The organism is Streptomyces glomeratus, from assembly GCF_021462825.1.
GTDB classification, from domain to species: domain Bacteria; phylum Actinomycetota; class Actinomycetes; order Streptomycetales; family Streptomycetaceae; genus Streptomyces; species Streptomyces glomeratus.
Genome location: NZ_JAKEEB010000006.1, coordinates 244,010 through 256,922, shown reverse-complemented (window position 1 = coordinate 256,922; position 12,913 = coordinate 244,010). Strand labels below are relative to the sequence as shown.

General features: G+C 71.1%; 12 protein-coding genes. 9 read left to right on the top strand and 3 right to left on the bottom strand.

Annotated elements, in window-relative coordinates:
* The first annotated feature begins 10 nt into the window (after window positions 1–10).
* On the top strand, window positions 11–1,414 hold the full coding sequence (locus LZ604_RS10185; RefSeq protein WP_234514268.1) for a dipeptidase: 1,404 nt from the start codon (window positions 11–13) through the stop codon (window positions 1,412–1,414).
* A gap of 199 nt (window positions 1,415–1,613) precedes the next feature.
* Window positions 1,614–2,555: an NAD(+) diphosphatase gene (nudC, locus tag LZ604_RS10180; protein WP_234514267.1), complete on the top strand. Its 942-nt coding sequence runs from the start codon at window positions 1,614–1,616 to the stop codon at window positions 2,553–2,555.
* A 62-nt stretch (window positions 2,556–2,617) separates the two neighbouring features.
* Here the strand turns inward: nudC and LZ604_RS10175 are convergent, their stop codons facing one another.
* Window positions 2,618–2,860, bottom strand: a complete 243-nt coding sequence (locus LZ604_RS10175; protein ID WP_234514266.1) for a mycoredoxin — start codon at window positions 2,858–2,860, stop codon at window positions 2,618–2,620.
* Window positions 2,861–3,150: 290 nt separating this feature from the next.
* On the opposite strand from LZ604_RS10175, the gene LZ604_RS10170 reads away from it, so the two are divergent.
* The 4 genes from LZ604_RS10170 to LZ604_RS10155 all read left to right on the top strand — a co-directional run bounded on the left by LZ604_RS10170 (window position 3,151) and on the right by LZ604_RS10155 (window position 6,708).
* On the top strand, window positions 3,151–5,358 hold the full coding sequence (locus LZ604_RS10170; RefSeq protein WP_234514264.1) for an ATP-dependent DNA helicase UvrD2: 2,208 nt from the start codon (window positions 3,151–3,153) through the stop codon (window positions 5,356–5,358).
* A 165-nt stretch (window positions 5,359–5,523) separates the two neighbouring features.
* Complete coding sequence (locus LZ604_RS10165; protein ID WP_234514262.1) at window positions 5,524–5,844, top strand: hypothetical protein; 321 nt, start codon at window positions 5,524–5,526, stop codon at window positions 5,842–5,844.
* Window positions 5,845–6,019: 175 nt separating this feature from the next.
* The gene (locus tag LZ604_RS10160; RefSeq protein ID WP_019072119.1) at window positions 6,020–6,388 is read left to right on the top strand and encodes a WhiB family transcriptional regulator; all 369 of its coding nucleotides are present in this window, start codon (window positions 6,020–6,022) and stop codon (window positions 6,386–6,388) included.
* The gene (locus tag LZ604_RS10155) at window positions 6,385–6,708 is read left to right on the top strand and encodes a putative WhiB-interacting protein (RefSeq protein WP_234514260.1); all 324 of its coding nucleotides are present in this window, start codon (window positions 6,385–6,387) and stop codon (window positions 6,706–6,708) included. The genes LZ604_RS10160 and LZ604_RS10155 overlap by 4 nt, the downstream gene beginning before the upstream one ends.
* A 201-nt stretch (window positions 6,709–6,909) precedes the next feature.
* Here LZ604_RS10155 and LZ604_RS10150 read toward each other — a convergent pair whose 3' ends face one another.
* On the bottom strand, window positions 6,910–8,274 hold the full coding sequence (locus LZ604_RS10150) for an ABC1 kinase family protein (RefSeq protein ID WP_234514259.1): 1,365 nt from the start codon (window positions 8,272–8,274) through the stop codon (window positions 6,910–6,912).
* Window positions 8,267–9,490 carry a TOMM precursor leader peptide-binding protein gene (locus tag LZ604_RS10145; protein ID WP_234514258.1) on the bottom strand — a complete coding sequence of 408 codons (1,224 nt, stop codon included), beginning with the start codon at window positions 9,488–9,490 and terminating at the stop codon, window positions 8,267–8,269. Before LZ604_RS10145 ends, LZ604_RS10150 begins: the two co-directional genes overlap by 8 nt.
* 211 nt (window positions 9,491–9,701) lie before the next feature.
* Here LZ604_RS10145 and LZ604_RS10140 point away from each other — a divergent pair, with 211 nt between their 5' ends.
* From LZ604_RS10140 to LZ604_RS10130, 3 genes are all read left to right on the top strand, one after another.
* Window positions 9,702–10,298: a M48 metallopeptidase family protein gene (locus LZ604_RS10140; protein WP_234514257.1), complete on the top strand. Its 597-nt coding sequence runs from the start codon at window positions 9,702–9,704 to the stop codon at window positions 10,296–10,298.
* A gap of 128 nt (window positions 10,299–10,426) precedes the next feature.
* Window positions 10,427–12,205, top strand: coding sequence for a TerD family protein (locus tag LZ604_RS10135; RefSeq protein ID WP_234514256.1), 1,779 nt, complete (start codon window positions 10,427–10,429; stop codon window positions 12,203–12,205).
* Window positions 12,206–12,217: 12 nt separating this feature from the next.
* A complete protein-coding gene (locus LZ604_RS10130; protein ID WP_234514255.1) occupies window positions 12,218–12,898 on the top strand; it encodes an AIM24 family protein in 681 nt (226 codons plus the stop codon).
* The last annotated feature ends 15 nt before the right edge of the window (window positions 12,899–12,913 follow it).

Sequence of the window (12,913 nt, the reverse complement as noted above, 5' to 3'; positions counted from 1 at the left end):
GCTCGTCGGCATGAGCCAGACCCCGGACAGTGCCGTCCGCACGTACATCGACAGCCACCGCGCCGCCTTCCTCGACGACCTCACGGAGTGGCTGCGCATCCCGTCGGTGTCCGCCCAGCCCCGGCACGCGGCAGACGTACGGCGCAGCGCCGAATGGCTCGCCGCCAAGCTCCGCGACACGGGCTTCCCCACCACCGAGGTCTGGCCGACCGACGGTGCCCCCGCCGTCTTCGCCGAGTGGCCCGCCGACGACCCGCAGGCACCCACCGTCCTCGTCTACGGCCACCACGACGTGCAGCCCGCCGCCCGCGAGGACGGCTGGGACAGCGACCCCTTCGAACCGGTGATCCGCGAGGGCCGCCTCCACGCGCGCGGGGCCGCCGACGACAAGGGCCAGGTGTTCTTCCACACACTCGGCGTCCGCGCCCACCTCGCCGCCACCGGCCGCACCGCCCCCGCAGTGCACCTCAAACTGCTCATCGAGGGCGAGGAGGAGTCCGGCTCCCCGAACTTCCGCACTCTCGTCGAACAGCACGCGGACCGGCTCGCCGCCGACGCCGTGATCGTCTCCGACACCGGCATGTGGTCCGCCGACACCCCCACCGTGTGCACGGGCATGCGCGGCCTCGCCGAATGCGAGATCGTCCTCCACGGCCCCGACCAGGACATCCACTCCGGCTCCTTCGGCGGCGCAGTCCCCAACCCCGCCACCGCGGCCGCCCGCCTGGTCGCCGCCCTGCACGACCCGCACGCCCGCGTGGCCATCCCCGGCTTCTACGACGGCATCACCGACCTCACCGACCGCGAACGGGCCCTCTTCGCCGAACTCCCCTTCGACGAGGAACAGTGGCTGCGCACCGCCAGATCCACCGCCACCCACGGCGAGAGCGGCTACACCACCCTGGAGCGCATCTGGGCGCGCCCCACCGCCGAGGTCAACGGCATCGGCGGCGGCTACCAAGGTCCCGGCAGTAAGACGATCATCCCGTCCTCGGCCACGGTGAAACTCTCCTTCCGGCTCGTCGCCGGACAGGACCCCGACCACATCGAGAAGGCCGTCCGCACCTGGGCCGCCGACCAGCTGCCCACCGGAATCCGGCACGAGATCACCTTCGGTGCGGCCACCCGCCCCTGCCTCACCCCCCTCGACCACCCCGCCCTGCAATCCGTCGTACGCGCCATGGGCCGCGCCTTCCAGCAGCCGGTCCGCTTCACCCGCGAAGGGGGCTCCGGACCGGCCGCCGACCTCCAGGACGTACTCGGCGCACCCGTCCTGTTCCTCGGCATCTCCATCCCCTCCGACGGCTGGCACGCCCCCAACGAGAAGGTGGAACTCGACCTGCTCCTCAAAGGCGTCGAAACCGCCGCATACCTGTGGGGCGACCTCGCGGAGAACTGGCGCCATGCCGACTGACGACCCAGGGGACAGGCGGCGCCATGGCGACTGACGATCTCGCGGGCCGGACGGCCGGCCGCACGGGCCGCGCGGCACGGCACACTGGAAAGGCCGCCCCGCACGCCCAAGCCCCGCCGGACCCGGTCCCACCCCAGCCGAACGTCCCGCCGAACCGCCCGCCGAAACAACCGTTGCACCGGGGGAGTTGGAAACACTCGTGACCACCTGGACCGACCACACCGCCGACCGGCCCATCTCGCTCACCGCCCCGAGCGGCATCGACCGGGCCGCCCACCACCGGCTCGACGAGGCATGGCTCGCCGCGGCGTGGAGCCACCCCACCACCCGCTGCTTCGTGGTATCCGGCGGCCAGGTCCTCATCGACGAGACGCCCGACGGCCGGACCGAACTCGTCATGACCCCCTCCTTCGAAGCACCCCTCACCGAAGCCCACCGCTACTTCCTCGGCACCGACGAGGACGGCGTCAGCTACTTCGCACTCCAGAAGGACGCCCTCCCCGGCCGCATGGACCAGTCCGCACGCCCGGCCGGCCTGCGCGAGGCCGGACTGCTGCTCTCCCCCCGCGACGCCGGCCTGATGGTCCACGCCGTCGCCCTGGAGAACTGGCAGCGCATGCACCGCTTCTGCTCACGCTGCGGCGAACGCACCGTCATCGCCGCCGCCGGACACATCCGCCGCTGCCCGGCCTGTGGCGCCGAACACTACCCGCGCACCGACCCCGCGGTGATCATGGCCGTCATCGACGACAAAGACCGCATCCTCCTCGGCCGCCAGGTGCACTGGCCCGAGGGCCGCTTCTCCACCCTCGCCGGCTTCGTCGAACCGGGCGAGTCCATCGAACAGTCCGTTCGCCGCGAAGTCTCCGAAGAGGCAGGCATCACCGTCGGCGAGGTCCGGTACATCGCCAGCCAGCCCTGGCCCTTCCCCTCCAGCCTCATGCTCGGCTTCCTCGCCCACGCCACCACCACCGACATCAACGTCGACGGTGACGAGATCCACGAGGCCCGCTGGTTCTCCCGCGAGGAACTGAGCGCCGCCTTCGAGTCCGGAGAGGTACTGCCCCCCTACGGCATCTCCATCGCCGCCCGCCTGATCGAACTCTGGTACGGCAAGCCCCTGCCCACCCGGAGCGTGTGACGAAGAAGGCGGTCCCCGGGAAACCCCGGGGACCGCCTTCCGCACAACCGTGACGCGCGGCCTTACACGCCGATCTTCTGCTTGACCTGCGCCAGCGACGGGTTCGTCAACGTCGACCCATCCGGGAACAGCACCGTGGGAACCGTCTGGTTTCCGCCATTCGCCTTCTCCACAAATGCCGCGGACTCCGGGTCCCGCTCGATGTTGATCTCGTTGTACGCGATGCCCTCACGGTCCAGCTGGCTCTTCAGCCGATGGCAGTAGCCACACCACGAGGTGCTGTACATCGTCACAGTGCCCGGCATGTCGGTCGCGCTCCTTCACGGCTAGGGATGCGTGCTCTGCTTGCTCGCTCAGGGGGCAACATACGTGAACCCTCCACCATTCCCGCCCTCCCCATACAGCCCGCCGCTCGCCCTCCCTGTGCTCCGATACCGCCGCCCGCCGTCCGTGCACCCCGATACCGCCGCCGCCCGCCGCCCCTGTCGGCCGCTCGGCGGCACCCCGGACCCCACCCCGGCATTCATACGACTGCAAGCGCCCCCCTGTGGACAACCCACCGCACCCGTCTCCCCAGACCTGGCAGCATGGCGGGGTGACAGCAGCAACGCACTCCACCCTCTTCCCGCAGGTTCCGGACTCGGCCGACGCGGTGCTCGAAGGGCTCGATCCCGAGCAGCGCGCCGTGGCGACCGCCCTGCACGGCCCGGTGTGCGTGCTGGCAGGAGCCGGCACCGGCAAGACACGAGCCATCACCCACCGCATCGCCTACGGAGTCCGCGCCGGCATCCTCCAGCCGTCCAGCGTGCTCGCCGTCACGTTCACCAACCGCGCCGCGGGCGAGATGCGCGGCCGCCTCCGCCAGCTCGGCGCCGCCGGCGTCCAGGCCCGCACCTTCCACTCCGCCGCCCTGCGCCAGCTCCAGTACTTCTGGCCGAAAGCCGTCGGTGGCAGCCTCCCCCGCATCATCGACCGCAAGATCCCCATCGTCGCGGACGCGGCCGCCGCCTGCCGCATCCGCCTCGACCGCAACGAACTGCGGGACATAACCGCCGAAATCGAATGGTCGAAGGTCACCCAGACCGTCCCTGCCGACTACGCCGCCGCAGCCGCCAAAACCGGCCGTGAATCCCCCCGCGACCCCGCCGAGACCGCCCAGCTCTACGCCACCTACGAAGACCTCAAACGCGAACGCGCCCTCATCGACTTCGAAGACGTCCTGCTCCTCACCGTGGGCATCCTCCAGGACCGGCACGACATCGCCGAAGAGGTCCGAGCCCAGTACCAGCACTTCGTCGTCGACGAATACCAGGACGTCAGCCCCCTCCAGCAGCGCCTGCTCGAACTGTGGCTCGGCGACCGCGACAACCTGTGCGTCGTCGGCGACGCCAGCCAGACCATCTACTCCTTCACCGGCGCCACCCCCGACCACCTCCTCGACTTCCGCATCCGCCACCCCGGAGCCACCGTCGTCAAACTCGTCCGCGACTACCGCTCCACCCCCCAGATCGTCCACCTCGCCAACGGCCTCCTCGCCCAGGCCCGCGGCCGCGCGGCCGACCACCGCCTCGAACTCGTCTCCCAGCGCGACCCAGGACCCCAACCCGTCCACACCGAATACGCCGACGAACCCGCCGAAGCCGAAGGCGCCGCCCGCCGCATCCGCGACCTCCTCACCCGCGGCGTACCCGCCGCGGAGATCGCCATCCTGTTCCGCACCAACTCCCAGTCCGAGATCTACGAACAAGCCCTCGCAGACGCCGGCATCCCCTACCAGCTCCGCGGCGCCGAACGATTCTTCGACCGCCCCGAGGTCCGCAAAGCCGGCATCGCCCTGCGCGGCGCAGCCCGCTTCGGGGGCAACGACTCCCTCCTCGACGGCGCCGTCGACCTGCCCTCCCAGGTGCGCGCCGTCCTGTCAGGCGAAGGCTGGACCCCCACACCCCCCGCCGGCTCCGGCGCCGTCAGAGAACGATGGGAGTCCCTGGCCGCACTCGTGAACCTCGCCCAGGACTTCGCCGCGGCACGACCCGCCGCCACCCTCGCCGACCTCGTCGCGGAACTCGACGAACGCGCAGGAGCCCAGCACGCCCCCACCGTCCAGGGCGTCACCCTCGCCTCCCTGCACTCCGCCAAGGGCCTGGAATGGGACGCCGTCTTCGTCGTCGGCGTCGCCGAAGGCATGATGCCGATCACCTACGCCAGAACCGACGAGCAGATCGAAGAGGAACGCCGTCTGCTCTACGTCGGCGTCACCCGGGCGAGAGAACACCTCCACGTCTCCTGGTCCCTGTCCCGCGCACCCGGCGGCCGACCCAACCGGCGCCCCAGCCGCTTCCTCGACGGACTGCGCCCCGGCTCGTCCGCCGCCCCCGGCCGTTCCCCATACGGCGGCACCGGCCGAACCAGCGCGATCGAACACGGCTACGGCATCCCGGCCGGGAGCCCCGCCCCTCGTCGCACCAGCAGGACCCCCGCCCGCTGCCGCGTCTGCGGGCGCACCCTCTCCGACGCCGGCGAGATGAAACTGATGCGCTGCGACGACTGCCCCTCCGACATGGACGAGGGCCTCTACGAGAGGCTGCGGGCGTGGCGGGCCGAGCAGGCTCACCGCAGCGGCCAGCCCGCGTTCTGCGTCTTCACCGACAGGACCCTGATCGCCATCGCCGAAGCCGCCCCCGACGACGAGGGCGAACTGGCACGCATCCCCGGCGTCGGAGTCCGCAAGCTCCACCGCTACGGCGCCGAAGTTCTTGCCATCTGCGCAGGTCGCGACGGACACGAACAGGACAACGACGACTGATACCAACTCGTCGAAAAAATAGTTTGCGCATGCCCCAGCAATCCCCATAGGTTCTAAGCCACGGGAACGGCGGCCTTCTCGAAGGCCACGATTCCGTGCTGTACTTACGTATCCGTCGGACTGGCTCAGCCCAGTCCCCCGAGACGCCGAGAGGAGGCGATTGAAGTGATCAGCATCAAGACCAGCTCCGCCCGCACCGCCAAAATGACCGATCGCTCGGTCGTCTCCACGTGCATGCTCGGCGCCTCCGGCCTGGGCACCGGTCTGTCCGGCATCCGTGCCGACCGCCCGGCGTCCTCCCTGTCTCTCGCGGGTCTTCCCATCCGTGAGCGCAATGAGCGACCGACCAAGGCACTGGAAGCAGTAGCGGCACAGGCGCACGCCTATGCCTTTGCGGCGGCCGGTGCCGGACTCCGGAAGCAGACGACGCAGCACCACCTGAAGTGGGCCTTCCGTGGGCCAGAACCCTGGAGTGATCCAGCCTGACAGCCGATCAGGCCGGCGCCTTCAGGGCCGCGGAACCCCACCCGGGATCCGCGGCCCTTCTGTTTTCCCCCAACGGGGACGGCAGACCGAAGGGGCCTCGGGACAAGAAAAGAACCCGGTACCAAGCCGCCACCCGGCCCAACAGGGCCGGAACGACAGACGAGGAAGACGACCCGTGCAACTCGAAGCGCACGCCCCGTCCGTACCGCCTTCCGAAACGATCCCCCCGCCCGGCCTCACGGAGGACTCCACCTTGACCCCCCTCACCGCGCTCACCGCGCTCGACGACGCCATCGAGAACCTCGGCGTACCCGTCCCCTGCCGCTCCTACGACCCGGAGGTCTTCTTCGCCGAGTCGCCGGCCGACGTCGAGTACGCCAAGTCCCTGTGCCGCACCTGCCCGCTGATCGAGGCCTGCCTCGCCGGCGCCAAGGAGCGGCGCGAGCCCTGGGGCGTCTGGGGTGGCGAGCTGTTCGTCCAGGGCGTCGTCGTCGCCCGGAAGCGGCCCCGCGGCCGCCCGCGCAAGAACCCGGTCACGGCATGAACACCCCAGGAACGATCGACCGCCCCCTCACGCACGACCCCAAGAAGCAGGCCCCGATGAAGCCGTCCACCAGCGAGCCCGCAGGCTCCGCGATCCCAGACGTCACCACCACCGGCGCGAACGCCTCGCGTCAGAACAGGACCCGAGAGATGCAACTCATCCCAGAAGCCTTGGCTCGCGCGCATATGCGCGAGCGAATGCAGGAGGCCGAGCGGGACCGCCAGGCCAGGCGCCTGGCGGTGGCCCGCCGGATGCAGCGCAGGGCCGAGCGCGCCTCGATGCGTGCCCGCCGTGCGCTGGCCATCGCCGTGATGCAGTAGCCGACCACCGTCGTCGGCGGGAAGACCCTGCGGGGGCCGGTCCGAAGGGACCGGCCCCCGCGCTGTGTTGTGTGTCATGCATCATGCCGACGGCGGTATCGGTACCGGGTGGCTCCGGTCCCGAAACTTCGCTTCGGGGGGCTTCCCCCCTCCCCCCACCCTCCCCGCCCCCCCCGAGAGCCCGCGGTTCAGCCCGCTCGCTCAGGCCTCGGCTGCCGGTTCCTCCTCATCTGGAAGGAAGCCCGGGAGCCACTCCTCGAGTTCGTCGCGCAGCCGGACCGTCGCGCCCAACTGGCACAGCACGCCGATCGTGCTCAGCGTCACCCGGTGTATGAGCAGGTACGCCGGGGGCAGGTTCAGCTGCTTGCCCAGCTGGTAGGCGGGGGAGCGCGGGTCGGCGATGCGGGCCGCCTGGCTGCGCATCCAGCCGCGGGTGAAGGTGAACTCGTCGGCCTGGGCGGGCTCGATGATCGGCAGGAGGTAGTCGAGGACCGCGTCGGGGTCGAGGTCGATGGATTCCTTCACGAAGCCCTCCTCGCAGAGGAGTTCGTAGACCGACTGGGCGTCACCCTCCAGGGTCATACGCAGGGAGGGGCCGATCGGGGCCGGCAGCCCGCCGGGGAGGCGGTCGACCGTGCCGAAGTCGAGCACGCCCAGGCGCCAGTCGTCCTTCCGGGGGGAGCCGGCGGGGCCGGGCAGGAGACGGAAGTTGCCGGGGTGCGGGTCGGCGTGTAGCAGGCCCGTGCGGGCCGGGCCGGAGAAGAGAAAGCGGGCCAGCAGCTGGCCGGCGCGGTCGCGCTGTTCCCGGGTGCCGCTCGCGATCACCTCGGACAGCGGTGTGCCGTCGACCCATTCGGTCACCAGGACCTGCTCGCACTGGTGCACCACGTCCGGCACCATCACGTCCGGGTCGTTCGCGAATTCCTCCGCGTGCGCCCGTTGGGCCTGTGCCTCCAGGCCGTAGTCCAGTTCTTCCGAGACCCGGTCGCGTAGTTCCGTGATCAGCGGTTTGATGTCCATGCCCGGGACCAGGGGGCCGAGCAGACGGGCGAATCGGCTGAGCTGGTTGAGGTCGGACAGCAGTGCCTCGCCGGCGCCCGGGTACTGCACCTTGACCGCGACCTCGCGGCCGTCGTGCCACACCGCGCGGTGGACCTGGCCGATCGACGCGGCCGCCGACGGCTTGTCGTCGAATTCCTGGAACAGTTCCTGCCAGTTGTCGCCGAGGCGCTCTTCGAGTACCCCGTGCACCGTGCGCGTCGGCATCGGCGGGGCCGCCTCCTGAAGCTTGGTCAGGGCGGCGCGGTACGGCCCGGCGACCTCCTCGGGGAGGGCGGACTCGAACACGGACAGAGCCTGTCCGAACTTCATCGCGCCGCCTTTGAGCTCGCCGAGCACCTTGAACAGCTGCTCGGCGGTGCGCTGCTGGAGTTCGCGGCCGACGATCTCCGCGGATTCCCCGACGATGCGTTTGCCGAGCCCCCACGTGGCCCGCCCGGCGAAGCCGAGCGGGAGCGCGGCGAGCTTGGCGGTTCGGGTGACCGCCTTCCGGGGAAGATCAGACATGCGCCCTCCAAGTCCCAGACAGCCGTGCCGGGTGTGTCCTGCGGGACGAGTTCCTCGACGGCCGTTGCTCCGCCATTCTCTCGTGTGGCTCCCTGTCCTTTGAGGTGTGTTCCTTCTTACCTTTCTCCGCGGTGCCGCACGCGCATGCGGGGTGGGGCCACACCGGCCGTGCGTGCCAGTGCAGTCGTGGCACGGATGTCTCCCAGCGGGCGTCGGCGCTGGAGGGCGCGTCGCCGTCGAGGAAGGCGAGTGCGTGTCCGGCGGCGACTCCGGCGACGGCCGTGGCCAGGGCGAGGTCGCAGGCCTGGACCTGCCGGTGGCGTCCCGAGCGCCATTGGGCTACCAGCCGGGGCCAGGTCTCGTCCCGGTCGGTGCGTGTCCGGTCGAGGCAGCCCGCGCAGGCCGTGTCGCCCGGCAGGACGAAGGGGCCGACGACTCCGGTGCCCTCCACGACGCCCGCGTAGAGGTGGGGTGTTCCGGAGGTGATCAGTGGTTGGGCGGTGAACGGGTCGGGCGCGTGGACGTCGAGGCCGTCGCGTGGGGCGAGGATCACCAGGGAGAGGGTGGGGAGCGGGTCGTCGTGGGGGGAGCGCCGGGAGGTGCGCTCCCGGCGTGGTGGCCGGTCCGGGGCGGCTGCTCGTACGGCGCGGCGGGCCGCTTCCTCGCGGCGTGCGCCGACCGAGTCGGCCGGCAGGCCGCCCGGTGCGACGTCCCACGGTTCGACGCAGCCGGTGTCACGGACGTCGACCTCGCCGACGCCCGCGCCGGCGAGCAGGGAGGCGAGGACGGCTCCCACGCGGCCCGCGCCGCGGACCTGGACGCGATGGTTGCGGCGGGCGGCGAGGCGTCGGGCGGGCTCGCCCGGTGGGCGGGTCACGAGTGACAGGGAGGCCAGGTCGGCCCGGAGGCGGTCCAGGACGGCGGTTTTCGCGCGCAGGGCGTCGGCCTGTGGGCCGCCGCCGGTGGCGTCGTCCAGCAGGCCCGAGCCGGAGAGGTTGTCGACCAGTGCGTCGACGTGGCCGTCGGGCATGCCCATGCGGCGGGCTTCCTGGCGCAGCAGGGGCAGGCCGCGGGTGCCGTCGAGCAGGGTGAGGAAGCTGCCCGTCGCGGTGTCCATGGGCCCCAGCACCATGGCGTGTGCGGGTGCCATCCCGAACTGCACGGTGTTCAGATCGCGCCAGCCGCGCCGCAGCGCGGGTTTCACCATCGGATGCATGTGTGGCCCCCGTAGCCCTGGTAGGTCGCTTTGGTCGGCGGTGGTCAGGAGTGCCGACGGGTGTCAGGATGCCTGGGGAGGGTGGCGGCGTGGGGAAAGTTGTCCACAGGCGGGGGTGTTCTTCGTATAAATCGAGCGCTTGGAGTGCGGATCGGCACGGAACCGTTCCAGAGGGGGGACTTCCCCTGTGCGCAGCGGGTAACGTCGGGGCGTGCCCGCCGACCCACTGCACAGCGCCGGAAAGTCACAGCGCAGCACGACGAGCCAGCCGCCGAGCGGCTCGAGGGCGAGCGCGATCGAGGTTCGCAGGAGTGCGCGCCGCCGCAGAACGGTGTCCGCGTACCGCGAGGGCGATCGCACCGTCGTGCTGATCCCCGCCCGGATGTCCGAGGCGGAGGAGCAGCGCTGGGTCACCGTCATGCTCGACAAGCTGGCCGCTCAGGAGAGCAAGCGGGTGATCGGCGACGTGGAGCTGGCCGAGCGTGCGGAGCGGCTGTCGGCGCAGTACTTCCAGGGGCGGGCGCGGCCGGTGTCGGTGCGCTGGGTCACCAACCAGAACACGCGCTGGGGCTCGTGCACTCCGTCCGAGGGCAGCATTCGTCTGTCGCACCGGTTGCAGGGCATGCCGGAGTACGTGGTGGACTATGTGCTGCTGCACGAGCTGGCGCATTTGCTGGTGCCGGGGCACGGGCCGGATTTCTGGCGGCTGCTGGAGGCGTATCCGCGTACGGAGCGTGCCCGGGGGTTCCTGGAGGGGGTGGTGGCGGCCGGCCGGCTGCCGCACCAGCCGGTTTCCCGGGCCGAGTAGCCGGGACGGTCGCGTTCCGCCGGGGAAGCGGTTGTGTACCGGGTCTGTACCGGCTGCGTCCGTTGTGGGTGTTTGCCGTTAGCCTGGCGCGACGCACTCACATTCGGGATGGGGGACGGTCGTTACGCATGGCCAGGGAATTCCAGCGCGGCCACAAGGCCAGGATCAGTGACCTCACCGCGGGCACGGATCTGTACGTAGGCGTGCAGATCGCCGGTCCCGGACTGACCTTCGACATCAGCTGCTTCGGTCTGGACGCCGACGAACGGCTCTCGGACGACCGGTACTTCGTCTTCTTCAACCAGCCGAAGTCGCCGGAGGAGGCCGTGCAGCTGCTGGGGGCGCAGGCGGGCGACACGGAGTCCTTCCGGGTCACCCTCGACAGGGTCCCCGCGCACATCCGGAAGCTGTCCTTCACGGCGACGATCGACGGTGCCGGGCAGATGTCGCAGGTCGGCCCCGGGTATCTGCGCATCGTGGCGGGCGGTGAGGAGGTGGCCCGTTACCCGTTCAGCGGCTCGGAGTTCACCACCGAACGTGCGGTGATGCTGGGCGATTTCTATCTCAAGGACGTCTGGCGGTTCGCCGCGGTCGGCCAGGGCTTCGACGGCGGCCTGGAGGCGCTGCTGAAGAATTTCGGCGGGGAGGTCCTCCAGGAGGAGGAGCAGACGAGCGCGCCGCAGCAGTCGCAGCAGGCGCCGGCCGGTGCGGGCCCCGGGTTCGCGCCGCCCGGTCAGTCGTCCGCGCCGCCCGCGTTCGCCGCGCCGTCGACGCCCGCCGCCCCGGCGCCGCAGCAGCCGCAGTCCGCGCCGCAGGGCTTCGCGCCGCCACCGCCGCCCCCGCCCGCGCCGGCCCCGCCCGCACCGTCCGTGCACGCCGCGCCGACCATCGTGGCGCCCCTGACCACCCCGCCCGGCGGTTCGGTGCCGCCGCCGGGTCCCGCGCCCTACGCCCAGCCGCCCGGGCAGCCGGGGCCGCCGCCGGGCTACGGCGGGCAGCCGTCCGCCCCGGTGCCCCCCGGTTACGGTCAGCAGACCCCGCCTCCCGGTTACGGTCAGCAGACCCCGCCTCCCGGTTACGGTCAGCAGACCCCGCCTCCCGGTTACGGTCAGCAGACCCCGCCTCCCGGTTACGGTCAGCAGACCCCGCCCCCCGGTTACGGCCAGCAGCCGCCCTACGGCCAGGTTCCCGGCCAGGCAGGCGCTCCCTCCCCGTACGGCGCTCCCCAGGGAGCCCCGCAGGGCGGTACCGGCGTGGCCGCCGCGTTGCAGGCGTTCAAGGAGGCACCCACCGGTCAGCGGTGGACGCAGCAGAACAAGAAGCTCGTCCGTGTCGACCTCGGCATGGGCGGCCAGCCCGTGCTGGCCCGGCAGGGCAGCATGGTGCTCTACCAGGGCAAGGTCGACTTCGGTTACAAGGGCGCCGGTTTCGTCGGGCGCATCGTCGGCAACGCGACCGGCCAGGAGATGCAGCTGATGCGCTGCACCGGCCAGGGCCAGGTGTTCCTCGCCGAGAGCGCCGCCCATCTGCACCCGATCGAGCTCCAGGGCGACGCGATCTGCGTCTCCGCGGAGAGCGTCCTCGCCTTCGACGAGTCCCTCCAGTACGAGGTCCGGCGCATCGAGGGGCACGGCATCCCGGGCGGCGCGCTGTTCACGATGCAGTTCCAGGGGACGGGCACGATCGTGGTGAAGACGCACGGCGCGCCGGTGGTGCTGCCCGTCACGCCGACGACGTTCGTGGACTCCAACGCCGTCGTCGCCTGGTCGGCGGCCGCCCAGGTGATCGTCTCCAGCCAGGTGCGGATGCGCCGCAACGCCTATCCCGGGGACACCGGGGAGGGCGTCAACCTGCAGTTCCGTGCCGCGCCCGGCAATTTCGTCGTCGTCCAGCCGTACGAGGTCTAAAGGGAGCCCGTCATGAACCAGCCGCTCGCGGGCTTCGCCCCCGCACCCGTCACCGCCCGCATGGAGAACCACGGCAGCCATATGCTGAAGGTCGCCATGCAGACCGGGAACGACCTCCTCGCGCGCGTGGGGTCGATGGTCGCCTACGAAGGGTTCGTCACGTACGAGCCCAACCCGCCCGCCGTGCGCCAGATCGCGCGGGACTGGATCACCGGTGAGGGCGCTCCCCTGATGAAGTGTTCCGGGGACGGTCTGCTCTACCTCGCCGACTACGGGGCGAACGTCGTCGTCATCAACCTGGGCGGGGACGCGATCTCCGTCAACGCCACCAACCTCCTCGCCTTCGACGCGCACCTCCAGTGGGGTGTCGAACGCGTCAAGGGGCTCGCCAAGTTCGCCGGGCAGGGCCTGTGGAACACGAGGATCTCCGGTCAGGGCTGGGTCGCCCTGACCTCCCGGGGCAAGCCGATCGTCGTCGACTGCGGTGGTGGTGAGGACGAGACGTACGTCGACCCGGACGCCCTCGTGGCCTGGTCCCCGAACCTGAAGGTGAAGGGCAAGCGCAGCTTCAAGGCGCAGTCGCTCATCGGGCGCGGCAGCGGCGAGGCGTACCAGATGGCGTTCTCCGGGCAGGGCATCGTGGTCGTCCAGCCCAGCGAGGACAGCACCGACCGCCTCCGGATCCGGGGCTGAGGGGGAACCGCACAC